Annotated in this window: 20 protein-coding genes and 2 pseudogenes (1 of these 22 only partly in view); 15 read left to right on the top strand and 7 right to left on the bottom strand. The window is 62.4% G+C overall.

Annotation, left to right across the window (positions count from 1 at the left end):
- Window positions 1–4: 4 nt before the first annotated feature.
- The 4 genes from AB5975_06290 to dksA form a co-directional block, all read right to left on the bottom strand.
- Window positions 5–2,980, bottom strand: coding sequence for an ATP-binding protein (locus tag AB5975_06290; protein XDR21472.1), 2,976 nt, complete (start codon window positions 2,978–2,980; stop codon window positions 5–7).
- Window positions 2,964–3,140, bottom strand: a complete 177-nt coding sequence (locus tag AB5975_06285) for a hypothetical protein (GenBank protein XDR21471.1) — start codon at window positions 3,138–3,140, stop codon at window positions 2,964–2,966. The genes AB5975_06290 and AB5975_06285 overlap by 17 nt, the downstream gene beginning before the upstream one ends.
- Window positions 3,141–3,303: 163 nt before the next feature.
- Window positions 3,304–4,191, bottom strand: coding sequence for a tRNA glutamyl-Q(34) synthetase GluQRS (gluQRS, locus tag AB5975_06280; protein XDR21470.1), 888 nt, complete (start codon window positions 4,189–4,191; stop codon window positions 3,304–3,306).
- A 63-nt stretch (window positions 4,192–4,254) separates the two neighbouring features.
- A complete protein-coding gene (dksA, locus tag AB5975_06275) occupies window positions 4,255–4,698 on the bottom strand; it encodes an RNA polymerase-binding protein DksA (GenBank protein ID XDR21469.1) in 444 nt (147 codons plus the stop codon).
- Between the two features lie 210 nt (window positions 4,699–4,908).
- On the opposite strand from dksA, the gene AB5975_06270 reads away from it, so the two are divergent.
- Together AB5975_06270 and sfsA are read left to right on the top strand one after the other, a co-directional pair.
- Window positions 4,909–6,081, top strand: coding sequence for a pyridoxal phosphate-dependent aminotransferase (locus tag AB5975_06270; GenBank protein XDR21468.1), 1,173 nt, complete (start codon window positions 4,909–4,911; stop codon window positions 6,079–6,081).
- Window positions 6,081–6,794, top strand: coding sequence for a DNA/RNA nuclease SfsA (gene sfsA / locus AB5975_06265; GenBank protein XDR21467.1), 714 nt, complete (start codon window positions 6,081–6,083; stop codon window positions 6,792–6,794). Before AB5975_06270 ends, sfsA begins: the two co-directional genes overlap by 1 nt.
- Here the strand turns inward: sfsA and AB5975_06260 are convergent.
- The gene (locus AB5975_06260) at window positions 6,784–7,101 is read right to left on the bottom strand and encodes a Rieske (2Fe-2S) protein (protein XDR21466.1); all 318 of its coding nucleotides are present in this window, start codon (window positions 7,099–7,101) and stop codon (window positions 6,784–6,786) included. The two genes, sfsA and AB5975_06260, sit on opposite strands and share 11 nt — an antisense overlap.
- Window positions 7,102–7,249: 148 nt before the next feature.
- Between AB5975_06260 and AB5975_06255 the strand changes: the two genes are divergently transcribed.
- The 4 genes and pseudogenes from AB5975_06255 (at window position 7,250) to AB5975_06240 (ending at window position 10,830) form a co-directional block, all read left to right on the top strand.
- Window positions 7,250–8,134 carry a hemin ABC transporter substrate-binding protein gene (locus tag AB5975_06255; GenBank protein ID XDR21465.1) on the top strand — a complete coding sequence of 295 codons (885 nt, stop codon included), beginning with the start codon at window positions 7,250–7,252 and terminating at the stop codon, window positions 8,132–8,134.
- Window positions 8,135–8,184: 50 nt separating this feature from the next.
- A pseudogene (locus AB5975_06250) lies at window positions 8,185–9,167 on the top strand (FecCD family ABC transporter permease).
- The gene (locus tag AB5975_06245) at window positions 9,167–9,934 is read left to right on the top strand and encodes a heme ABC transporter ATP-binding protein (GenBank protein XDR21464.1); all 768 of its coding nucleotides are present in this window, start codon (window positions 9,167–9,169) and stop codon (window positions 9,932–9,934) included. Before AB5975_06250 ends, AB5975_06245 begins: the two are co-directional and overlap by 1 nt.
- Before the next feature lie 12 nt (window positions 9,935–9,946).
- Window positions 9,947–10,830 (top strand): annotated as a pseudogene (locus AB5975_06240) (ChaN family lipoprotein).
- Window positions 10,831–11,011: 181 nt separating this feature from the next.
- Here the strand turns inward: AB5975_06240 and AB5975_06235 are convergent.
- Window positions 11,012–11,290, bottom strand: coding sequence for a TfoX/Sxy family protein (locus AB5975_06235; protein XDR21463.1), 279 nt, complete (start codon window positions 11,288–11,290; stop codon window positions 11,012–11,014).
- 176 nt (window positions 11,291–11,466) lie between these two features.
- The gene (locus AB5975_06230) at window positions 11,467–13,029 is read right to left on the bottom strand and encodes an AAA family ATPase (GenBank protein XDR21462.1); all 1,563 of its coding nucleotides are present in this window, start codon (window positions 13,027–13,029) and stop codon (window positions 11,467–11,469) included.
- Window positions 13,030–13,144: 115 nt separating this feature from the next.
- Between AB5975_06230 and mrcB the strand changes: the two genes are divergently transcribed.
- The 9 genes from mrcB to msrQ all read left to right on the top strand — a co-directional run.
- On the top strand, window positions 13,145–15,466 hold the full coding sequence (mrcB, locus tag AB5975_06225; protein XDR21461.1) for a penicillin-binding protein 1B: 2,322 nt from the start codon (window positions 13,145–13,147) through the stop codon (window positions 15,464–15,466).
- 15 nt (window positions 15,467–15,481) lie between these two features.
- The gene (locus AB5975_06220) at window positions 15,482–16,285 is read left to right on the top strand and encodes a tetratricopeptide repeat protein (protein ID XDR21460.1); all 804 of its coding nucleotides are present in this window, start codon (window positions 15,482–15,484) and stop codon (window positions 16,283–16,285) included.
- Entirely contained in the window at window positions 16,285–16,617 is a 333-nt protein-coding gene (locus AB5975_06215) for a YqcC family protein (protein XDR21459.1), read from the top strand. Before AB5975_06220 ends, AB5975_06215 begins: the two co-directional genes overlap by 1 nt.
- 410 nt (window positions 16,618–17,027) lie before the next feature.
- Window positions 17,028–18,752, top strand: coding sequence for an acetolactate synthase 3 large subunit (locus AB5975_06210; GenBank protein ID XDR21458.1), 1,725 nt, complete (start codon window positions 17,028–17,030; stop codon window positions 18,750–18,752).
- Window position 18,753: 1 nt separating this feature from the next.
- Window positions 18,754–19,245, top strand: a complete 492-nt coding sequence (ilvN, locus tag AB5975_06205; protein XDR21457.1) for an acetolactate synthase small subunit — start codon at window positions 18,754–18,756, stop codon at window positions 19,243–19,245.
- A 55-nt stretch (window positions 19,246–19,300) separates the two neighbouring features.
- Entirely contained in the window at window positions 19,301–20,317 is a 1,017-nt protein-coding gene (gene ilvC / locus AB5975_06200) for a ketol-acid reductoisomerase (protein XDR21456.1), read from the top strand.
- 150 nt (window positions 20,318–20,467) lie between these two features.
- The gene (gene pssA, locus AB5975_06195) at window positions 20,468–21,319 is read left to right on the top strand and encodes a CDP-diacylglycerol--serine O-phosphatidyltransferase (protein ID XDR21455.1); all 852 of its coding nucleotides are present in this window, start codon (window positions 20,468–20,470) and stop codon (window positions 21,317–21,319) included.
- A 79-nt stretch (window positions 21,320–21,398) separates the two neighbouring features.
- Entirely contained in the window at window positions 21,399–22,412 is a 1,014-nt protein-coding gene (gene msrP / locus AB5975_06190) for a protein-methionine-sulfoxide reductase catalytic subunit MsrP (GenBank protein XDR21454.1), read from the top strand.
- On the top strand, window positions 22,412–22,720 hold the 5' portion of the coding sequence (gene msrQ, locus AB5975_06185) for a protein-methionine-sulfoxide reductase heme-binding subunit MsrQ (protein XDR21453.1). It continues 303 nt past the right edge of the window; only the first 309 of its 612 coding nucleotides appear in the window; it begins with the start codon at window positions 22,412–22,414; its stop codon lies beyond the right edge, outside the window. Before msrP ends, msrQ begins: the two co-directional genes overlap by 1 nt.

The following is a 22,720-nucleotide window of genomic DNA, read 5'->3' as shown; positions in this document are numbered from 1 at the left end:
TGATTCAATTCTCTCGACGGTCTCGAATTTCAGGGGACGTCGCTACGACATGCCGGGGCAGGGTCACGCGGATCCGGGTGCCACGTTGCCGTTCGATATCGGCCGGGCTGTCGATGGTGATTTGCCCATAATGCTCTTCCACGATGGAATAGACCAGAGCGAGCCCCAGTCCGGTTCCTTCGCCCGGGTCCTTGGTGGTGAAGAAGGGTTCGAACAGGCGGTCCTGGATGTTCTTCGGAATCCCGCTGCCCTCGTCTTCGACGATCAGGTCGACGGTGTGCTCACTGGTCTCGCTACGCACGCGCACGGCACTGCCGGCGGGCGAGGCGTCGCGGGCGTTGGAGAGCAGGTTGATCAGCACCTGGGCCAGGCGCTGCGGGTCCCCTTCGGCCCAGTGGTCTGGGTCGCAGAGGTTGAAGAACTGTACTTCGAAATTGCGCCGGTTCAACGCCAGCAGACCGATGGCATCCTGTGCCACTTCGGCCAGGCACACGGGTTCCTCGCTGTTCTGGTGGCTGCCACCGGCATGGGCGAAGCTCATCAACGACTGGACGATGCGCGACACGCGCTTGGTCTGGTCGAGGATCTGGCTGGACAGCTCGATGATTTCGCCATCGCCTTCGCGTTCTTCACGCAGGTTCTGCGCCAGGCAAGCGATGCCAGTGATCGGGTTGCCGATTTCGTGGGCCACGCCGGCGGCCAGGCGGCCGATACTGGCCAGGCGCTCGGAGTGCACCAGCTTGTCCTCCAGTGCCTGGGTCTCGGTCAGGTCTTCCACCAGCAGCACCAGGCCACTGTTACCGGGGGCCAACGGCTCGTCGATGGCCGCCTTGTGCAGGTTCAGCCAGCGCGGCTGGCCGTCCAGCGCCAGGCGCTGCTTGTGCAGGTGCTCGTCGGGCACGTCGATGAACCCTTGCAGCAGGCCGCGCCAAGGCTCGTCTATGGTGAGCAGGCGCGAACCGACCACATGCTTGGCGGCAATGCCGGTAAGCTCTTCCATGGCCTTGTTCCACATCAGGATTTCCTGGTCCTTGGCCAGCGAGCAGACGCCCATGGGCAGCTCCTGCAGGGTTTGGCGGTGGTAGCGGCGCAGGGCATCGAGCTCGGCGGCCAGGCCGGTCAGACGCGAGTGGTAGTCTTCCAGGCGGCTTTCGATGAAGTGGATGTCTTCGGTCACGTAGTTTTCGTTACCGGACTTGTACGGCAGGAACGTCTCGACCATGTCCTGGGCCACGCTCGGCCCCATCAGGCCGGACAGGTTGGCCTCGATGCGGTCGCGCAGGCGGCGCAGGGCATAGGGGCGGCGCTCGTCGAACGGCAGGTAGAGGTCGCGCAGGGCTTGCTCCACTTCCTTTTGTGCGGCCTTGGCCCCCAGCGGTTTGGCCAGCTGAGTGGCGAACTCCTGGGGCGAGGCGGCGTGCAGCTCGCGGCGTTGCGGGCGGCGCACGTTGTCCACCGCGCAGGCTTCGGCCGCACTGACCTCTTCGTTGCTGGCGTTGGTGAATAGCGAGATCAGGGTGAACAACAGCACGTTTGCCGCCAGCGAGGCGATTGCCGCCATGTGCCAGCTGGTGTCGTCCAGCACATAGATCATGTCCAGCAACGGAATGTAGAAACCCTGCAGGTTGCCCAGCAGCGGCAGCAGCATGGTCACCATCCACACCAAGGTGCCGGCCAGCAGCCCGGCGATGAAGCCGCGGCGGTTGGCGGTCGGCCAGTACAGTACCGACAGCACGCCAGGCAAAAACTGCAAGGTGGCGACGAAGGCGACGATGCCCAGGTTGGCCAGGCTCTGGTGGTTGTTCTGGGTCAGGTAGAACATGAAGCCGGCGGTGATGATGGCGACGATCAGTGCCCGTCGGGTCCACTTCAGCCAGCGGTAGATGTTGCCCTCGGCCGGGGGTTGGTACAGCGGCAGCACCAGGTGGTTCAGGGCCATGCCCGACAGCGCCAGGGTGGTGACGATGATCAGGCCGCTGGCCGCCGACAGGCCGCCAATGTAGGCCAGCAGTGCCAATGCCTGGTTGTTGGCGGCAATCCCCAGGCCCAGGGTGAAGTACTCGGGGTTGGTGCTTGCGCCCAGGCGCAGGCCGGCCCACAGCACCAGCGGTACGGCCAGGCTCATCAGCAGCAGGAACAGCGGCAGTCCCCAGCTGGCGCTGACCAGCGAGCGCGGGTTGAGGTTTTCGGTGAAGGCCATGTGGTACATGTGCGGCATGACGATGGCCGAGGCGAAGAACACCAGCAGCAGGGTGCGCCATGGGCCTTCCTGCAGCGGGGTGTGCAGGGCGGCAAGGGCGGTCTGGTTCTGTAGCAGCCAGACTTCCAGCTCATGCGGGCCGCCGAATACGCCATACAAGGCGTACAGGCCGATACCGCCCAGGGCCAGCAGCTTGATCACCGACTCGAAGGCGATGGCGAAAACCAGCCCTTCATGTTTCTCACGCGTGGCAATGTGCCGCGAGCCGAAGAAAATGGTGAACAGGATGATCAGCGTACAGAAGGCAAACGCTACCCGGGCCTTGACCGGCTCACCGGTAAGGATGCTGATCGAATCGGCCACCGCCTGGATCTGCAGAGCCAGCAACGGCAGCACACCGATGAGCATGATGATGGTGGTCAATGCCCCGGCCCAGGTGCTGCGGAAGCGGAACGCCAGCAGGTCGGCCAGCGATGACAGCTGGTAGGTGCGGGTGATCTTGAGGATCGGGTAGAGCAGCACCGGTGCCAGCAGGAAGGCGCCGGACACCCCCAGGTAACAGGCGAGGAAGCCGTAGCCATACTGGTAGGCCAGGCCCACCGAGCCATAAAAGGCCCAGGCACTGGCGTACACGCCCAGCGACAGGGTGTAGGTAAGCGGGTGGCGAATGATCGAACGCGGGATCAACCCGCGCTCGCTGATCCAGGCCACGCCGAACAGCACCATGAGGTACCCGGCGCTGATCAGGATCATCTGGGTCAGGCTAAAGCTCATCGGCATCTCGTTGGCTCTGCAGGATGAAGGTGACGACGATCAGGATCAGCCAGAGCAGGTAGGGGCGGTACCAGGCTCCGGTCGGCTCGATCCACCAGTCCATGATGGCCGGGGAGAACAGGTAGATCCCCACGACCAGAAGCAGGACCAAACGATAGATGTACATGCTGGCCTCGATGGTTGGGCGCTGCGGGCTTGGACTTATTATTGGCGCAAATGGCGGGGGGGATGCTAGCGGGAATCCACAGTGTTCGCCAAGATTTTGAATTCATTGGGCTTTTGTTTTCGAGAGATGGTTTGCCCGTGCCCGCGAAGGGGCTGGTAGAACCTCAGCGCAAATCAGCCTCTGGCACTGTAGTTTTCTGCGCAATCGCCTCTGGCCGCCACTGTTTACGGGCTACCGCCAGTACCTCAGCCGGCGTTGCCACCAGCAGCTCCGGGTCGGTGTCCTGCCCCAGCGCCCGCAAGGCTCGCAGCAACAACGGCGTTGCATGCTCCACCTGCAGCGGAGGCGAACGGTAGGACTTGCCCAGCTTGTGCCCGTCAGGCTGCACGATCAGCGGAATGTGCAGGTAACGCGGCTGCGAGAAGCCCAGCAGCTCTTGCAGGTACAGCTGGCGCGGGGTGTTGTCGAGCAGGTCGGCGCCGCGCACGATGTCGGTAACACCCTGCCAGGCATCGTCCAGCACCACCGCCAGTTGGTACGCATACAGCCCGTCACGGCGCTGGATGACGAAATCGCCCACCTCACGGCCCAGGTGCTGCTGGTACTCACCCTGCACCCGATCGGTGAAGCGGTAGATCAGTTCTGGCACCCGTAAGCGGATTGCCGCGCCTTCACGGGCATGCCCGGCATTGCGGCACAAGCCGGGGTAGATGCCGTTGTAGCCTTCAAGCTGCTTGCGCGAGCAGGTGCAGGCATAGGCCAGGCCCATGTTGAACAGGCGGTCTACCACGGCGGCATAGGCATCGTGTCGCTGGCTCTGGAACACCACTTCGCCATCCCACTCCAGGCCATAACGCTCCAGGGTCTGCAGGATGGCATCACGGGCGCCAGGCATTTCCCGGGGTGGGTCGGTGTCTTCCATGCGCAGCAGCCAGCGGCCATTGACGGCGCGGGCATCGAGCCAGGAGGCGAGGGCGGCGACCAGCGAGCCAAAATGCAGGAAGCCGCTGGGGGTGGGGGCGAAGCGCCCGATGTAGCTGGAGTTGGTCATGGTCAGGCTGGGCACATAAATGAAACGGGGCGCATCAAGCGCCCCGTTCAGGTGGAAGAAAGATCAGCCTTTGCCGACCGTTTTTTCCTTTTTCTCGGCGATTTCCTTGCAGTCGAAGCACAGGTCTGCGGTAGGACGGGCTTCCAGACGGCGCAGGCCGATTTCGATACCGCACGATTCGCACCAGCCGTATTCATCGGCCTTGATCTTGTCGAGGGTCTTGTCGATTTTCTTGATCAGCTTGCGTTCGCGATCGCGATTACGCAGCTCCAGGGCGAATTCTTCTTCCTGGCTGGCGCGGTCGGCCGGGTCGGGGAAGTTGGCTGCTTCGTCCTTCATGTGGTCCACAGTGCGGTCCACACTGGTCATCAGCTCTTGCTTCCACGCGCCAAGAAGCTTGGTGAAGTGCTTTTTCATGGGCTCGCCCATGTACTCTTCACCCTTGGTTTCTACGTAGGGCTCGACACCGTACATGGTCTGGGCTTTTTGCTTTTCTACGGTGGACATGAATAGACCGCCTCTCACTCATCTGATCCAATGCGCAGGCTGCTCCATCTCCGGCACCCGCCGGCCCTGCGACTGCGAGCCGCCGAACTTACCAGATAGATCGGGGGTGCGCTACCCCGCCTGTTACTGGCAATTGACAGCGGCGCAAGCCACACGTTCGGTGGTGTGCAGAGGTAGAATCTCCAGTTTAGACCCAATTGAGAGAAGGTCATGGCCCACCCCTACAGTGCGCGCAGCCGCGCCATCGAACCCTTCCACGTCATGGCGCTGCTGGCCCGGGCCAACGAGCTGCAGGCGGCCGGGCACGACGTGATCCACCTGGAAATTGGCGAGCCGGACTTCACCACCGCCGCGCCCATCGTCGCCGCCGGCCAGGCCGCACTGGCCGCCGGGCACACCCGTTACACCGCCGCACGCGGCCTGCCGGCACTGCGCGAAGCGATTGCCGGCTTTTATGGCCAGCGCTATGGCCTGAGTATCGATCCGGAGCGCATTCTCATTACCCCAGGTGGCTCTGGCGCGCTGCTTCTGGCCAGCAGCCTGTTGGTCGACCCGGGCAAGCACTGGCTGCTGGCCGACCCGGGTTACCCGTGCAATCGCCACTTCCTGCGCCTGGTAGAGGGTGGGGCGCAGCTGGTGCCGGTGGGCCCGGAGGTGAATTACCAGCTGACCGCTGACCTGGTCGAGCGTTACTGGGACAAGGACTCGGTCGGTGCGCTGGTCGCTTCACCGGCTAACCCGACCGGTACGGTGCTGGGGCGCGAGGCGCTGGCCAGCCTTGCCAAAGCCACCCACGAGCGGCATGGTCACCTGGTGGTGGACGAGATCTACCATGGCCTCACCTATGGCATGGACGCACCTAGCGTGTTGGAAGTGGACGACTCGGCGTTCGTCCTGAATAGTTTTTCCAAGTATTTCGGCATGACCGGTTGGCGCCTTGGCTGGCTGGTGGCCCCACCCGGCGCGGTGGCTGACCTGGAGAAGCTGGCACAAAACCTGTACATCAGTGCACCGAGCATGGCCCAGCATGCCGCGTTGGCGTGCTTCCAGCCCGAAACCCTGGCCATTTTCGAAGAGCGCCGCGCCGAGTTCGCCCGCCGTCGCGACTATTTGCTGCCCGCCCTGCGCGAACTGGGCTTCCGCATTGCCGTCGAGCCGCAGGGCGCGTTCTACCTGTATGCCGACATCAGCGCATTTGGCGGTGACGCGTTCGCCTTTTGCCGACACTTCCTGGAGACCGAGCACCTGGCCTTCACGCCGGGCCTGGACTTCGGCCGCCACCTGGCCGGGCACCATGTGCGCTTTGCCTACACCCAGAGCCTGCCGCGCCTGGAAGAGGCGGTGCAGCGTATTGCCCGTGGCCTGCGGAGCTGGCAAGGCTGATGCGTTTCTTTCCCCCTCTTGAACAGGGCCGCCTGCTGCGCCGCTACAAGCGCTTTCTGGCCGATATCGAACTGACCAGCGGCGAGCAGATGACCATCCACTGCCCGAACACCGGTTCCATGCTGGACTGCATGCGTGAAGGCGGGCTGGTGTGGTTCAGCCGCTCCAACGACCCCAAGCGCAAGCTTCCGGGCACCTGGGAGATCAGCGAAACCCCACAAGGGCGGCTGGCTTGTGTGAATACTGGGCGGGCCAATGCGCTGGTCGAAGAGGCGCTGCGGGCCGGCACCATCGCCGAGTTGGCCGGCTTTACCGCGCTCAAGCGTGAAGTGGCCTATGGCGAGGAAGGCAGCCGCATCGACTTTCGTTTGGAGTTCGACGGGGCCCCGGTTTATGTCGAGGTCAAGAGCGTGACCCTGGGCTACCCCGACACCGCAGTCGCAGCCTTTCCCGATGCGGTGACGCAGCGCGGTGCCAAGCATTTGCGCGAGCTGGCGAAGTTGGCGCGGCAGGGGGTGCGGGCGGTGCAGCTGTATTGTGTGAACCTGACCGATGTAGAAGCGGTGCGCCCGGCCGAGGAAATCGATGCGGCGTATGCCCAGGCGCTGCGTGCCGCAGTGGCGGATGGGGTGGAGGTGCTGGCCTACGGCACCCGGTTGGATGCCGAAGGCATCGTCATCGACCGCCGCTTGCCAGTGCTGCTTAACCCTTGAACCAGATGCCCTGGCTGTCTTCGAGGCAGCCCAGGGCCTGCAGTTGATCACCCTCACAGGGGCCGGCCACGCATTCTCCGCTTTCTATCAGGAACAGCGCGCCATGATGGGCGCAGTGGATGAGGCTGGCGCCGTCGTCCAGAAACGCGTCTTCTGCCCAGTTCAGCGGGATGCCCCGGTGTGGACAGCGGTTGCGGTACAGGTAAACCTGGCCCTGGCGGCGCACGCCGAACAGTTCGAGCCCGTCTACGCTGAAGGCGCGGCTTTGGCCTTCGGCCAGGCCGTGGGAGTTACAAAGGAAATGCATGGCAAGGATGACTCGTGAAACACGTGATGGCTTGACGCTTCAATGCGAATAATTATCAAATTGCCCGCATTCGCTGCGCCCGACTGTCTATGGTGCGCAGTTCCGTCGCTCGCCACAAGGCGCGCGGCCCGCCTTCAGAAGGAACCCGATGATGCGCCGTCCCGCCGCTTTGCTCGCCTTATGCGCAAGCCTTGTGCTTTCTACCCAGGCCTTGGCGGCCGAACTGCCGCAACGCTGGGTCAGCGCGGGTGGCGCCCTGAGCGAGTGGATAGCCGCGCTGGGCGGTGAAGCCCGCCTGGTCGGAGTGGACACGACCAGCCAGCACCCGGCTTCGTTGAAATCGCTGCCTAGCGTGGGTTACCAGCGTCAGTTGTCGGCCGAAGGCATTCTCAGCCTGCGCCCGGATGTGCTGGTGGGCACCGAGGAAATGGGGCCGCCACCGGTACTGGCGCAAATCCGCAAGGCGGGCGTGCGGGTCGAGTTGTTCTCCAGCAAGGCCGAGCTGGCGGCGGTGGACGAAAACCTCAAGCATCTGGGGCAGTTGCTCGGCGCAGAGCAGCAGGCTGCGACGCTGGCGACGGACTACCGCCAGCAGCTTGATGCGTTGCACGCCAAGGTCAAGCAGGCCCAGGCCGGGCAACAGGCGCCTGGGGTGGTGTTGCTGGTCGGCCATGCCGGCGCCAAGCCGCTGATTGCCGGGCAGGGCACGGCGGGTGACTGGCTGTTGGGCCAGGCTGGCGGGCGCAACCTTGCAGAGCACCAGGGCTACAAGAACTTCTCCAACGAAGCACTGGCGGCGCTGGACCCGGATGTGATCGTGTTTTCCGACCGGGCGCTGGCCGATGAGCAGGCCTTGCAGGCGCTGTTGAAAGAAAACCCCGCACTGGCCGCTTCGCGGGCGGTGCGGGAGAAACGCCTGGTGTCACTGGACCCGACGCTGCTGGTCGGCGGGCTCGGGCCTCGCCTGCCAGCGACCTTGCAGTCGCTGGCAGCCACTTTCTACCCGGCAGCCCAGGCTAGCTTTGCGCAATGAAACAGCGGGTCCAGCCACGTACATTGTTCATTAGCCTGAGCCTGCTGTGCCTGTTGGCCGTCTGGCTGTCACTTGCGCTGGGCCCTGTCAGCCTGCCGCTGCTCGACACCCTGCGCGCCGGCCTGCGCCTGTTGGGGCTGCCGATTGCTGCTGATGGCCTGCAGCAGGCCGAGATGATTCTTGGCCAGATCCGCCTGCCGCGTACCCTGCTGGGGTTGGCGGTGGGTGCGGTGCTGGCGCTGTCCGGGGTGGCCATGCAGGGGCTGTTCCGCAACCCGTTGGCCGACCCTGGGCTGGTAGGGGTTGCAGCCGGGGCAGCGATGGGGGCAGCGGTCGCCATTGTCGGCGGCGCCTGGTTTGGTGGCATGCCGGATGCTTTCGCGCCTTATCTGCTGTCGTTCTGCGCTTTTGTCGGGGGCTTGGAGTAACTGCGCTGGTCTACCGTCTGGGCCGCCGCGATGGCCAGACCAACGTCGCCACGATGTTATTGGCCGGTGTGGCCATGACCGCGCTGGGGGGCGCGGCCGTGGGGCTGTTTTCTTACCTGGCCGACGACGCCACCCTGCGCACACTGACCTTCTGGAACCTGGGCAGCCTCAATGGCGCCAGTTACGAACGCTTGTGGCCATTGTTGCTGGTGGCGGCCGGTGTGGCGATGTGGTTGCCACGGCGGGCCAAGGCGCTTAATGCCCTGCTGTTGGGTGAGTCAGAGGCGCGTCACCTGGGCGTTGACGTGGAGCGGCTCAAGCGTGAGCTGGTGTTCTGCACCGCGCTGGGCGTGGGCGCGGCAGTGGCTGCTGCGGGGCTGATCGGTTTTATCGGCCTGGTCGTGCCACACCTGGTACGCCTGCTGGCCGGGCCCGATCACCGCGTGGTGTTGCCGGCCTCGCTGCTGGCCGGCGGTGTGTTGATGTTGTTCGCCGACCTGGCAGCGCGCCTGCTGCTGGCGCCTGCCGAGCTGCCGATTGGCATCGTCACGGCGTTTATCGGTGCGCCTTTCTTTCTGTTCCTGCTGATACGAGGGCGCAGCTGATGTTGCAAGTAGAGGGCCTGTATCTGCGCAGGGGCAGCAATGAGGTACTGCACGACATTCACCTGCAACTGCAGCCAGGGCAAGTAGTGGGCGTGCTTGGCCCCAACGGTGCCGGCAAGAGCAGCCTGCTGGGTGTGCTGTGCGGTGAGCTGGCGCCCGACCATGGGCGGGTGACGCTGCAAGGGCGACCTTTGGCCGATTGGGCTGGGCAGGAACGAGCCAGGCGCCTGGCGGTATTGCCGCAAGTGTCCAGCTTGGGTTTCTCGTTCCGGGTCGAGGAAGTGGTGGCTATGGGGCGTATGCCACATGGCACCGGGCAGCGGCGTGATGCAGAAATTGTCCAGGCAGCCTTGCAGGCGGCAGATGCCTGGCACCTGGTGGCGCGCAGTTACCTGGCGTTGTCTGGCGGCGAGCGGCAGCGGGTGCACCTGGCCCGCGTACTGGCGCAGCTGTGGCCAGGGGAAGAGGGCAGCATATTGCTGCTCGACGAGCCGACCTCGATGCTCGACCCGCTGCATCAGCACACAACCCTGGAAGCCGTGCGCCGCTTCGCCGACAGTGGTGCCGCAGTGCTGGTGATCCTGCATGACCTGAACCTGGCGGCGCGTTACTGTGACCGTATCCTGTTGCTGGAGCAGGGGCGCTGCCATGCGTTTGCCTCCCCTGAAGAAGTGCTGACGCCAACGGCGTTGAGAGCAGTCTACGGTCTCGATGTGCTGGTGCAGGCGCACCCGGAGCGTGGGCATCCGCTGATCATTGCCCGCTAGGAGGCATTGCCGATGCGTCACCTGCTGCTGTCCGGTTTTTCGTTTTGCCTGATGTTGTCATTGGGCGGCTGCCAGGCCAGCTTGCCGCCATTGCCCGCTTGGCAGAGCAGTGAAGGGCGCACGCATGCCGAGTTGGGGCACATCATCGACCTTGCCGATGGCCAGATGATCAGCGCTCGGCAGTTGGTGCAGCGCCTTGCTGTCGCACCCCGTGTGCTGGTTGGCGAAAAACATGACAACCCTGATCATCACGCGCTGCAGCTTTGGCTGCTGCGTGCATTGCAGGGCCAGCGTGCGCAAGGCAGCCTGTTGCTGGAGATGCTGCAGCCCGAGCAGCAACCGCTGGTCGACAAGGTGCAGGGGCAGCCTTTGCCGGCAAACCTGCCCAAGGCGCTGGCCTGGCAGGAGGGCTGGGATTGGCAGATGTACGGGCCGATTGTCAGCGAAGCCTTGCAGCAGCGGGTGCCTTTGCTGGCAGCCAACATTTCACCCGGCGAAATGCGCCAGGCCTATCGACAGCCGGCTCCGCTGCAGGGCGAAAAGTCCAATGCACCGGCGGTAAGGGCCGCCCTGTTGGAGCAGGTGCGCGCCGGGCATTGCGGCATGCTGCCGGAAAGCCAGCTGCCGGCGATGCTGGCCGTGCAGCAGCAGCGCGACCGCCGGATGGCCGAGCGCCTGCTGGCGGCGCCGCAGCCGTCGCTGCTGTTCGCCGGGGCCTATCACGTGCGCAAGGACCTGGGCATACCTTTGCACCTGGCAGACCTGGGGGCGTCGGGGAGAGCAAGGTTTTGCTGCTGGCCGAGGTGGGCGAGCAGGTCGCACCAGGCGAGGCCGATTATGTGTGGTACACGGCAGCGATGCCGGAGCAGGATTACTGCGCGCAGCTGCGGCGGTAGCCCTTAAGAAATCACAGGCAAAAAAAGACCCGGCAAATTGCCGGGTCAATAACCGTGATTAGCCTGATGAGGAGATAATCTGAGAGTCCGAACCAGGGGCTCTTAGCTTATCCAACCAGTCTCGCGACCAGTTGTGATAATCATAACGATTCTCATTTAACAGTCAATCCCCTTACCAGGATTATTTTGGATTTTTTTGCGTAGGGCTTTTCGCGTCCAGTTGTTGGTTTAGCGCTTCCTTACGTTCGAGCGGCAAATCGTTCCAGTGCATGTCCAGCAGGGCGCCTTCGATGGCGTACAACAGCACCTTGGAGGCGCGGAACCCTCGTGTCTTCACGGCCTGGTATGCACCCACCGCACCCAGGCGGCGCAGATCCGATGCGCTGTGGATGCCGGCGGCATGCAGCCACTGCGCAGAGGTCTTGCCAAGGTTCTTCAGGTGCTGCAATTCATCGTTCATCGAGCCTCCTTGCGATGGCTGAACGGGGAATGGGGATAAATCGCGAGCAGGTCAGAAAGGAGTGTAGCGGGGGTTAAGAATTACGCGGCCTTTTGCCATCGGGGGCGATGAGAGGACCTGTACCGGCCGCTACACGGGCTTGCCCGCGAAGTGGCCGGTAAAGGAAAACGGCGAACTTACAGGCCAGGCAAGCGCTGACGAACCTGTTCGATCACCTGGTCCATGCTGCCAGCGTCCTGGGTGTCGACCCGGGTGCTCTGCACCAGCTCCTGCGCATCCAGTGCTTCACGGCTGGCCTGTTGGGCCTTGACCACGTCCAGGGTGGCATCCGACGGGTCGCTGTTTTCGGCCTGACGCTGCTCCAGCCAGCTGGCGATGACCGCCTCTGGTGCATGGCAGTCGAGGATCAGGAACGGTACGCCGGTCTGGCTGGCGACGTCTGCCGCAGCCTGGCGCTGTTCATGCTTGAGGTAGGTGGCATCCAACACCACCGGGAAGCCGGCTCGCAGAATGGTTGCTGCGACTTGATGCAGGCGTTGGTAAGTGGCGGCACTGGCACCCTGGTCATAAATGCCGGAGGCCAGCTGACCGGCGTTCTCTTGTGGCTGTTCGCCGAACAGGCGCTTGCGCTCGACATCGGAGCGCACGCGAATGGCGCCCAAGGCTTCGACCAGGCGCATTGCCACGTGGCTCTTGCCCACTGCCGAGACGCCATGGGTGATAGCCAGCAGCCGCGAAGGGATGGCGCTGTAGCTTTCCGCCAGGTTGGCGTAGTTGCGGTAGGTGCGCAAAGTCGTGGCCCGTTGCACGCCATCGGCATTGGCCGGCATGCTGAACAGTGCGACCTTGGCCCGCACCAGGGCGCGATAGGCTTTATAGAAGTTCAGCACTTCCAGGCCTTCATAATCGCCGGTCAACTCCAGGTATTGGCTGATGAAGCGTCGTGCCAGGCACTTGAGGCCGCGATCTTCCAAGTCCATGGCGAGGAAGCCGGTGTCGGCCCACACATCGGTCATGCGGAACGGTTCGTTGAACTCGATGCAGTCGAAGATCACCACCTGGCCGTTGATCAGGGTGGCGTTGCCCAGGTGGATGTCGCCATGGCACTCGCGGGTGAAGCCATTGGCCTTGCGCGAGGCGAACAGGCCTTGCAGCCGCTCGAAACTGCTCCGCGCCCAAGCTTGCAGGTTGTCCAGTTGCAGCAGGTCGGCCTTGTCGCTCAGGAATGGACGGATCTGCTCGAAGTTCTGCTCGACCGGGGCCATGACGCTTTCAGGCGAGCCGTAGGGCTGTTCGGCAGCTACCTTGGGCGTCTGCAGGTGGAATTCAGCGATCTGCCGGGCCATTTGGTCAATGTGCATGGCGTTCAGCTCGCCATTGGCCTGCAGGGTGCTGAGCATTTGCCCCTGGGGGAACTGGCGCATCTTCAGTGCGTATTCGATAGCTTCGCCGTTACCACCGATCTGCGGTGCATCAACACTGCCGGTGATCGGCAGCACTTCCAGGTACAAGCCTTCGGTCAGGCGCTGGTTCAGGCGCAACTCTTCGTTGCAAAAATGCTGGCGCTGGTCCAAGCCGGTAAAGTCAAGGAAGCCAAAGTTCATCGGTTTCTTGATCTTGTAGGCGTACTCGCCGGTGAGCAGTACCCAGGAGATATGCGTCTCGATGAGCTGGAACCCATCCACGGGGTGAGGGTACAGGGCTGGGTTCTGCAACGCAGTGATAAGAGCTTGGCTCACGGCAAATCCTTCCGGGGCAAGGGAATTCGAATGCGCCATTATGGTCAATGGTGCCGTCCCTGCCTACCGCTGGGCCGTCTGCCCAGCCTTTATAAAGTGCGTATAATCCGCCGCCATGACCCGAACTCGAAATCCCCGCACCCCTCAGAAACGCCCGACCGGCCGCTCCCGCGCCTGGCTGGGCTGGGCTTTGAAGCTCAGCCTGGTAGGCCTGGTGATCGTTGCCGGCTTCGCGGTTTACCTCGATGCCGTCGTCCAGGAGAAGTTCTCCGGCAAGCGCTGGACCATCCCGGCCAAGGTGTATGCCCGGCCGCTGGAGTTGTTCACCGGCCAGAAACTGAGCAAGAACGACTTCCTCACCGAGCTCGATGCACTCGGCTACCGACGCGAAAGCGCGGCCAACGGCCCAGGGGCGGCGGCGGTCAACGGCAATACCGTCGATCTCAATACCCGTGGCTTCCAGTTCTACGAGGGCATGGAGCCGGCGCAGTTCGTTCGCGTGCGTTTCTCAGGGGATTACGTGGCGGGCCTTTCTGCTGCCAATGGCAAGGCGCTTGACGTTGTGCGCCTGGAGCCGCTGATGATCGGCGGCATCTACCCGAAGAACCTTGAAGACCGCATCCTGATCAAGATCGACCAGGTCCCCAAATACCTGCTCGAAACCCTGGTGGCGACGGAGGACCGCGACTTCTACAGCCACTACGGTGTGTCGCCCAAGTCCATCGCCCGGGCCATGTGGGTCAACACGTCGTCCGGCTCGATGCGCCAGGGCGGCAGTACCCTGACCCAGCAGTTGGTGAAGAACTTCTACCTCAGCAGCGAGCGCAGCCTCAGCCGCAAGCTGACCGAGGCGATGATGGCGATGCTGCTCGAACTGCACTACGACAAGCGTGAAATCCTCGAGGCGTACCTCAACGAGGTGTTCGTTGGCCAGGACGGTCAGCGTGCCGTGCACGGCTTTGGCCTGGCCAGTCAGTTCTTCTTCAGCCAACCACTGTCGGAGCTGAAACTGCACCAGATCGCCCTGCTGGTGGGCATGGTCAAAGGCCCGTCCTACTACAACCCGCGGCGTTACCCTGATCGCGCCCTGGCTCGGCGCAACCTGGTGCTCGACCTGGTGGCCGAGCAGGGCGTGGCCAGCCAGGCGGAAGTCGATGCAGCGAAGAAGATGCCGCTGGGTGTGACCAAGCGCGGCAGCCTGGCCGACAGCTCGTTCCCGGCCTTCCTCGACCTGGTCAAGCGTCAATTGCGCCAGGACTACCGCGACGAAGACTTGACCGAAGAAGGCCTGCGCATTTTCACCAGTTTCGACCCGATCCTGCAGATGAAGGCCGAAACCTCGATGAGCGAGACCTTCAAGCGCCTGGCGGGCCGCAAGGGTGCCGACGAAGTGGAGTCGGCAATGGTGGTGACCAACCCTGAGACGGGTGAAGTGCAGGCACTCATCGGCAGCCGTCAGGCAGGTTTTGCCGGCTTCAACCGGGCGATCGACGCCGTGCGGCCGATCGGCTCGCTGGTCAAGCCGTCCGTGTACCTGACAGCGCTGGAGCAGCCAAGCAAATACACCCTCACCAGCTGGGTGCAGGACGAGCCATTCTCGGTCAAGGGCGCCGACGGCCAGGTCTGGCGCCCACAAAACTACGACCGTCGCCCGCATGGCACCATCTACCTGTACCAGGGGCTGGCCAACTCGTACAACCTGTCTACCGCCAAGCTCGGGCTGGAAGTGGGTGTGCCCAATGTGATCAAGACCATTGGCCGGTTGGGGGTGAATGTCGACTGGCCAGCGTTCCCGGCCATGCTGCTGGGGGCCGGCGGCATGTCGCCGATGCAGGTCGCGACCATGTACCAGACCATCGCCAACGGCGGCTTCAACACCCCGATGCGCGGCATCCGCAGTGTGCTTACCGCTGAGGGCGAGCCGCTCAAGCGCTACCCGTTCCAGATCCAGCAAACCTTCGACCCGGGTGCCATCTACCTGGTGCAGAACGCCATGCAACGGGTAATGCGCGAAGGTACCGGGCGCTCGGTGTACAACACCTTGCCACGTTCGCTGACCCTGGCGGGCAAGACCGGCACCAGTAACGATTCGCGTGACAGCTGGTTCTCCGGCTTCAGCCAAGACCTGCTGGCCGTGGTGTGGATGGGGCGTGACGATAACGGCAAAACGCCATTTACCGGCGCCACCGGTGCCCTGCAGGTGTGGACCAGCTTCATGAAGAAAGCCGACCCGCTGCCGCTGGACATGCCGCAACCGGACAACGTGGTGCAGGCCTGGATCGACCCCTACACGGGCCGTGGGTCTGATGGCAGCTGTCCGGGAGCAGTGCAGATGCCGTATATTCGCGGCAGTGAACCGCCCGCCGGCGCGACCTGTGGCGGCGAGGAGAATCCTGCCGAGTCGGTCATGGACTGGGTCAAGGGCTGGATGAATTAAGCACAGGCTGCATTGATGAGGTGTGACGTGAACAAGTGGCTGTTTCCTGCCGTGACGGCGTTGGCTGTGCTCCAGGGGTGCTCCAGCGTCCCGCGCGGCAATATTCCGGTGGTCGATTCGAGCACCCGCGTGTCCAACAGCGAACGCGTGACGGCCAACCGCTCGGCGGGCGGCTATAGCACCGGCACCGCCCAGGCGCAGACGCTTGCGGAGGATTCCGGCGTTACCGTGATGATTCCGCAGGGCGCAGGCGCTTCGGGTATCCAGACGTTCCCGGCGGCCAATGGCGCAGCGCCGATCAGCACCTCGCCGATCACCCCGGGGCCGATCAGCACTGGCCCTGTCAGTTCGGCGCCGATGACCACCAACCCCAACCCGATTGCCGACGAGCCGTTCGACATCGCGGCGATGAACAACGCCCCGCAAAGCACCAGCGCGCCAACCGGTATTCCGCGTAGCACCGCTGCTGCCGGTGGCCTGTCGGCCGACGAGCAGTTGGACGGGCCGGTGCTGGCACTGCTGACCACCGCCAAGACCCAGCAGCGCAGTGGAGACTTCAACGGTGCCGCCTCGAGCCTGGAGCGTGCCCAGCGCATTGCGCCGCGTGAGCCGCAAGTGCTGTACCGCCTGGCCCAGGTGCGCCTTTCGCAAGGTGATGCCGCGCAGGCCGAGCAACTGGCGCGCCGCGCCCTGACTTACGCCAACGGCCGCCCAAGCCTGCAGGCGGAGCTATGGAACACCATCGCCCAGGCCCGTGAAAAGCAGGGTGACAGCGCTGGCGCTGCGCTGGCCCGGCAAAAGGCGCGGGTCAATTCGTGATGATCGAGCAGCGCATTCTGGATATTGCCGACCACCTGCTGCTGATCGAGCGTGAACTGCAGGTGCAAGGCTGGTGGGACGACGAGCCACCAAGCGACGAGGCACTGGCCAGCACAGTACCGTTCGCCGTCGATACCCTCAGTTTCGAGCAGTGGCTGCAATGGATCTTCCTGCCACGCATGAAGATCATTATCGAGTTGGGCCACCCGCTGCCCAATGCCTCGAGCATCCTGGTCATGGCCGAAACCGTGTTTACCGACCGGCCGGAGCAAAGTCGCGAGCTACGCCGTCTGTTGGCAGCTTTTGACCAATTGATCGCTCCTTCCGCCTGATTTCTTCAGTTTTTTCGTCAAGGGCCGCAGATTGTGGCCCTTTTTTTTGGAAATCTTATTAAATCTGCTGCTGAAGCGATTTTTAGTGGTGGCAGGAATTCATCTTGGGGAAAAATTGGCAATAATTTTTCTTGACTTGTTGGCGCCGAATCACAAGAATCCAACTTCCGCTGTAGAGGGACTGCCAGAAGCAGACCCGCTAAGCAGATCATGAGGTGCACACCCGCGCCGACCTGTTACACCCCGCAACGCGTTACCTCGCGCTGGGTGGGAAATCCCCGCAACACTCTGGGGGGCTCCCAATACTTGCTCAGTCAGTGCTGACGTTTTCGCTCATGCTCTGCTTGGCAGTAAACCTATTAAGACCCGTCCACTAGGGACGGTATTCTGGCGTTTTAGAGGTGAACAACGTGGAGCTTTTATCTGGCGCTGAGATGGTCGTCCGCTTCTTGCGTGACGAAGGCGTTAAGCACATCTACGGGTACCCTGGTGGTGCTCTCCTGCATGTTTACGACGCACTGTTCAAAGAACCGGAAGTGGAACACATCCTGGTTCGTCACGAGCAGGCGGCAACCCATATGGCGGACGGCTACGCCCGCGCCACCGGCAAGGCCGGTGTGGTGCTGGTAACCTCCGGCCCAGGCGCGACCAATGCCATCACCGGCATTGCCACCGCCTACATGGACTCGATTCCGATGGTCATCCTGTCCGGCCAGGTGCCTAGCACCATGGTGGGCACCGATGCCTTCCAGGAAACCGACATGATCGGTATCTCGCGGCCGATCGTGAAGCACAGCTTCATGATCAAGAACCCGACCGAGATCCCGGAAGTTCTGAAAAAGGCTTTCTACCTGGCGCAATCCGGTCGCCCAGGTCCAGTCGTGGTCGACATTCCAAAAGATATGACCAACCCGGCTGAGAAGTTTGAATACGTCTACCCGAAAAAGGTCAAACTGCGCTCCTACAGCCCAGCGGTCCGCGGCCACTCCGGCCAGATCCGCAAGGCTGCCGAGATGCTCCTGGCTGCCAAGCGCCCGATCGTCTACTCCGGCGGCGGCGTGATCCTCGGTGGTGGCTCTGAAGCCCTGACCGAAATCGCCAAGTCGCTGAACCTGCCGGTCACCAACACCCTCATGGGGTTGGGTGGCTTCCCGGGTACTGACCGCCAGTTCCTCGGCATGCTCGGCATGCACGGTAGCTACACCGCCAACATGGCCATGCACAATGCCGACGTGATCTTCGCGGTGGGTGCTCGTTTCGACGACCGCGTGGTAAACGGCCCGGCCAAGTTCTGCCCGAATGCCAAGATCATCCATGTCGATATCGACCCAGCGTCGATTTCGAAGATGATCAAGGCCGACGTGCCAATCGTCGGCCCGGTCGACAGCGTGCTCAGCGAAATGCTCGGCATCCTCAAGGAAATCGGCGAGCAGCCCGACAAGGCGGCGCTGGATGCCTGGTGGAAGCAGATCGACGAATGGCGTGGCAATGGTGAGATGTTCCCCTATGACAAGGGCGACGGTAATGTCATCAAGCCGCAGAAAGTCATCGAGACCCTGTGCGAAGTGACCCATGGCGACGCCTTCGTCACCTCCGACGTGGGCCAGCACCAGATGTTCGCGGCGCAGTACTACCGCTTCAACAAGCCAAACCGTTGGATCAACTCCGGCGGCCTGGGCACCATGGGCTTCGGCTTCCCGGCGGCGATGGGCGTCAAGCTCAACTTCCCGGACCAGGACGTGGCCTGCGTGACTGGCGAAGGCAGCATCCAGATGAACATCCAGGAGCTGTCCACCTGCATGCAGTACGGCCTGCCGGTGAAGATCGTCAACCTGAACAACGGTGTGTTGGGCATGGTCCGCCAGTGGCAGGACATGGCTTACAACGGTCGTCACTCGCACTCGTACGTCGAGTCGTTGCCTGACTTCATCAAGCTGGCCGAGGCCTATGGCCATGTGGGCATCCGCATCACCAGCCTGAAGGACCTCAAGCCGAAGCTGGAAGAAGCGTTTGCGATGAAGGACCGCCTGGTGTTCATCGACATCGCGGTTGACCGCAGTGAGCACGTCTATCCGATGCAGATCAAGGACGGCTCGATGCGTGACATGTGGCTGAGCAAGACGGAGCGTACCTGATATGCGGCACATCATTTCCCTGCTGCTGGAAAACGAACCAGGTGCGTTGTCCCGTGTGGTCGGCCTGTTCTCCCAGCGCAACTACAACATTGAAAGCCTGACCGTGGCGCCGACCGAAGACCCGACCCTGTCGCGTCTGACGCTGACCACCGTTGGCCATGACGAAGTGATCGAACAGATCACCAAGAACCTGAACAAGCTGGTCGAAGTGGTCAAGCTTGTCGACCTGTCGGAAAGCGCCCACATCGAGCGCGAACTGATGCTGGTCAAGGTCAAGGCCACCGGTGCCCAGCGTGCCGAGATCAAGCGCACCACGGATATCTTCCGTGGCCAGATCGTCGACGTGACCGCCAGCGTGTACACCGTACAACTGAGCGGTACCAGCGACAAACTGGACAGCTTCATCCAGGCGATCGGCACTGCATCGATTCTCGAAACCGTGCGCAGCGGCGTTACCGGCATTGCCCGTGGCGACAAAGTGCTCAGCATCTAAATTCAAAAATTAGCGATGGCTCCGCAGGGGCCGAGATATAACCAGGGGTATTTTCATGAAAGTTTTCTACGATAAAGACTGCGACCTTTCCATCATCCAGGGCAAGAAAGTCGCCATCATCGGTTATGGCTCCCAGGGCCACGCTCAGGCGTGCAACCTGAAGGACTCCGGTGTAGACGTTACCGTCGGTCTGCGTAAAGGTTCGGCTACCGTTGCCAAGGCTGAAGCCCACGGCCTGAAAGTTGCTGACGTTGCTACCGCTGTCGCTGCGGCTGACCTGGTCATGATCCTGACCCCAGACGAGTTCCAGGGCGCTCTGTACAAGAACGAGATCGAGCCGAACATCAAGAAGGGCGCTACCCTGGCCTTCTCCCACGGCTTCTCGATCCACTACAACCAGGTTGTTCCGCGTGCCGACCTCGACGTGATCATGATCGCGCCGAAAGCCCCGGGCCACACCGTTCGCTCCGAGTTCGTCAAAGGCGGCGGCATCCCTGACCTGATCGCTATCTACCAGGACGCTTCGGGCAACGCCAAGAACGTCGCACTCTCCTACGCTTCGGGCGTGGGCGGCGGCCGCACCGGCATCATCGAAACCACCTTCAAGGACGAGACCGAAACCGACCTGTTCGGTGAGCAGGCTGTTCTGTGCGGCGGTACCGTCGAACTGGTCAAAGCCGGTTTCGAAACCCTGGTCGAAGCTGGCTACGCGCCAGAAATGGCCTACTTCGAGTGCCTGCACGAGCTGAAACTGATCGTAGACCTCATGTACGAAGGCGGCATCGCCAACATGAACTACTCGATCTCCAACAACGCCGAATACGGTGAGTACGTCACTGGCCCGGAAGTCATCAACGAAGAATCCCGCAAGGCCATGCGCAACGCTCTGAAGCGCATCCAGGACGGCGAGTACGCGAAGATGTTCATCTCCGAAGGTGCTACCAACTACCCATCGATGACCGCCAAGCGTCGCAACAACGCCGCTCACGGCATCGAAATCATCGGCGAGCAGCTGCGCTCGATGATGCCTTGGATCTCGGCTAACAAAATCGTCGACAAGACCAAGAACTAAGTCTTATCGAAAGATGAAAAACGCGGCTTCGGCCGCGTTTTTTCGTTCTGGCAGCCCGCTTCTGGTATAAAGCAGACCAGTGGCCTGCTGTCAGAACCTGTTTCGCGGGCCCGTGTCGAACATTTTCCATCCTGTTGCAAGGTACCCTCCATGAGCGAACGTCCCGAAGAGCCGAACAAGCCCTCCGACGCCGAAAGCCTGCTACCTGTCGATGAGCACGTTGAAGAAGGGCATGACGCCGAAGGCCGCAAGGTGCGCCACCGCGGCATCTACCTGTTGCCCAACCTGTTCACCACCGCCAACCTGTTTGCCGGCTTCTATTCCATCATCAGCTCGATGAGCGCACAGAGTGCCCTGAGTGCCGGTGACCCGCGCGAGGCGAGCAAGTACTTCGCCTTTGCCGCCATCGCCATTTTCGTGGCCATGGTGCTCGATGGCCTGGACGGCCGTGTTGCGCGCATGACCAATACTCAGAGTGCCTTCGGTGCCGAGTATGACTCGCTGTCTGACATGGTCGCCTTCGGTGTGGCCCCGGCCTTGCTGGCCTTTGGTTGGGCGCTCGGTGACATGGGCAAGGTTGGCTGGATGGTCGCCTTCATCTATGTAGCCGGTGCCGCGTTGCGCCTGGCGCGCTTCAACACCCAGGTCGGTACTGCCGACAAACGCTACTTCATCGGTTTGGCCAGCCCGGCTGCCGCGGGTGTGGTGGCGGGTACCGTATGGGCGTTCAGCGACTACGGAATCCAGGGGTCCAAGCTGTCTTTCCTGGTGGCGCTGCTGGTGGCTGCTGCCGGTATGCTGATGGTCAGTAATATCAAGTACAACAGCTTCAAGGAGCTGGACCTCAAAGGGCGTGTGCCGTTCGTGGCGATTCTGGCCGTGGTGCTGGTATTTGCCGTGGTATTCAGCGACCCGCCACGCATCCTGCTGCTGATCTTCCTCGCCTACGCGGCATCGGGGCCGATCCAGTTCCTGCTGAAGGCGCGCCGGCGCAAAGCGTGAAAATCGCTTAACGCTGGAATAACCTTCCGGCTCCATAGTCTTACGGGTACATCCGTTACTCAGTGCTATGGAGCCGCCCATGCTCATCAAGCTTCCCAGGTCTTCCGAGTGCAAGGCGTCGGAGATTACCCCCGAAGGCCTCTATCTTTCCCGTCGTACCCTGCTGGGTGGCTCATTGGCCGGCTTGGCGCTGGGCGCGCTGCCGGGCGGGGTGGGGGCTGCGGAAGTTTCGCGTTATGCCGATGTGCAGGCCGGCACCGGGCCGGCCTGGTTCACTGACAAGCTTGCCGCCACGCGCTGGCAGGCGGTGACGGTGAACAATGAGGTGATCACGCCATTCAAAGACGCCACCCACTACAACAACTTTTACGAGTTCGGTCCCGACAAGGGTGACCCGGCTGCCAATGGCGACAGCCTTAAGACCGAGCCGTGGTCGATTGTGGTGGATGGTGAGGTGGGCAAGCCCGGGCGCTATGCACTGGAAGACTTCGTCAAACCTTACCAGCTTGAAGAGCGGATTTACCGTCTGCGTTGCGTAGAGGCGTGGTCGATGGTCATTCCCTGGCTGGGGTTTCCGCTCGCGCAGGTGCTCAAGCAGGTCGAGCCGACTTCCAAGGCGCGTTATGTGCGCTTTGAGACCTTGAAGGATCCCGAACACATGCCGGGGCAGCGTTCAGGGTTTGCCCTGATCGACTGGCCCTATAGAGAAGGTTTGCGTCTGGATGAAGCAATGCACCCATTGGCTATCCTGGCGGTGGGCATGTATGGACGGGAGTTGCCCAACCAGAACGGCGCGCCGCTGCGGTTGGTGGTGCCATGGAAATATGGTTTCAAGAGCATCAAGTCGATCGTGCGTATCAGCCTGGTGGCCGAGCAGCCTGGCACTACCTGGGAAGGGTTGGCGCCGGATGAATATGGTTTCTATGCCAATGTGAATCCGACTGTCGATCACCCGCGCTGGAGCCAGGCGCGCGAACGACGGTTGCCCAGCGGGTTGTTCAGCCCCAATGTGCGGGAGACGCAAATGTTCAATGGCTACGCTGATGAGGTTGCGTCGCTGTATACCGGGCTCGATCTGCGGAAGAACTATTGATGCGCTATCCCTGGTTCCGCCTGGCCATCTTCGTTGTGGGGTGCCTGTTCCCGGCATGGTGGTTATATGAGGCAGCGATGAGCCTGCTGGGGCCTGATCCCGGGAAGATCATGATGGACCGCCTTGGGCTTGGGGCGCTCACCTTCCTGCTGGTGACCTTGTGCATGACCCCGTTGCAGAAGCTGACGGGGTGGTCGGGGTGGATCGTAGTGCGTCGGCAGCTGGGGTTATGGGTGTTTGCTTATATAGTGCTGCACATCCTGGCCTACCTGTTCTTTATCCTGGGGCTGGATTGGGGGCAGTTGGCG

It is taken from the genome of Pseudomonas putida (genome assembly GCA_041071465.1).
Taxonomy (GTDB): domain Bacteria; phylum Pseudomonadota; class Gammaproteobacteria; order Pseudomonadales; family Pseudomonadaceae; genus Aquipseudomonas; species Aquipseudomonas putida_P.
Note: the sequence above shows the minus strand (reverse complement) of the source record. Positions and strands in the feature narration are given on the sequence as shown.

Excerpts from the sequence above, each read along its gene's own strand:
- AB5975_06290 (XDR21472.1), bottom strand. The coding sequence starts at position 2,980 with ATGCCGATGAGCTTTAGCCTGACCCAGATGATCCTGATCAGCGCCGGG.
- AB5975_06285 (XDR21471.1), bottom strand. The coding sequence starts at position 3,140 with ATGTACATCTATCGTTTGGTCCTGCTTCTGGTCGTGGGGATCTACCTG.
- gluQRS (XDR21470.1), bottom strand. The coding sequence starts at position 4,191 with ATGACCAACTCCAGCTACATCGGGCGCTTCGCCCCCACCCCCAGCGGC.
- dksA (XDR21469.1), bottom strand. The coding sequence starts at position 4,698 with ATGTCCACCGTAGAAAAGCAAAAAGCCCAGACCATGTACGGTGTCGAG.
- AB5975_06270 (XDR21468.1), top strand. The coding sequence starts at position 4,909 with ATGGCCCACCCCTACAGTGCGCGCAGCCGCGCCATCGAACCCTTCCAC.
- sfsA (XDR21467.1), top strand. The coding sequence starts at position 6,081 with ATGCGTTTCTTTCCCCCTCTTGAACAGGGCCGCCTGCTGCGCCGCTAC.
- AB5975_06260 (XDR21466.1), bottom strand. The coding sequence starts at position 7,101 with ATGCATTTCCTTTGTAACTCCCACGGCCTGGCCGAAGGCCAAAGCCGC.
- AB5975_06255 (XDR21465.1), top strand. The coding sequence starts at position 7,250 with ATGATGCGCCGTCCCGCCGCTTTGCTCGCCTTATGCGCAAGCCTTGTG.
- AB5975_06245 (XDR21464.1), top strand. The coding sequence starts at position 9,167 with ATGTTGCAAGTAGAGGGCCTGTATCTGCGCAGGGGCAGCAATGAGGTA.
- AB5975_06235 (XDR21463.1), bottom strand. The coding sequence starts at position 11,290 with ATGAACGATGAATTGCAGCACCTGAAGAACCTTGGCAAGACCTCTGCG.
- mrcB (XDR21461.1), top strand. The coding sequence starts at position 13,145 with ATGACCCGAACTCGAAATCCCCGCACCCCTCAGAAACGCCCGACCGGC.
- AB5975_06220 (XDR21460.1), top strand. The coding sequence starts at position 15,482 with ATGAGGTGTGACGTGAACAAGTGGCTGTTTCCTGCCGTGACGGCGTTG.
- AB5975_06215 (XDR21459.1), top strand. The coding sequence starts at position 16,285 with ATGATCGAGCAGCGCATTCTGGATATTGCCGACCACCTGCTGCTGATC.
- ilvN (XDR21457.1), top strand. The coding sequence starts at position 18,754 with ATGCGGCACATCATTTCCCTGCTGCTGGAAAACGAACCAGGTGCGTTG.
- ilvC (XDR21456.1), top strand. The coding sequence starts at position 19,301 with ATGAAAGTTTTCTACGATAAAGACTGCGACCTTTCCATCATCCAGGGC.
- pssA (XDR21455.1), top strand. The coding sequence starts at position 20,468 with ATGAGCGAACGTCCCGAAGAGCCGAACAAGCCCTCCGACGCCGAAAGC.
- msrP (XDR21454.1), top strand. The coding sequence starts at position 21,399 with ATGCTCATCAAGCTTCCCAGGTCTTCCGAGTGCAAGGCGTCGGAGATT.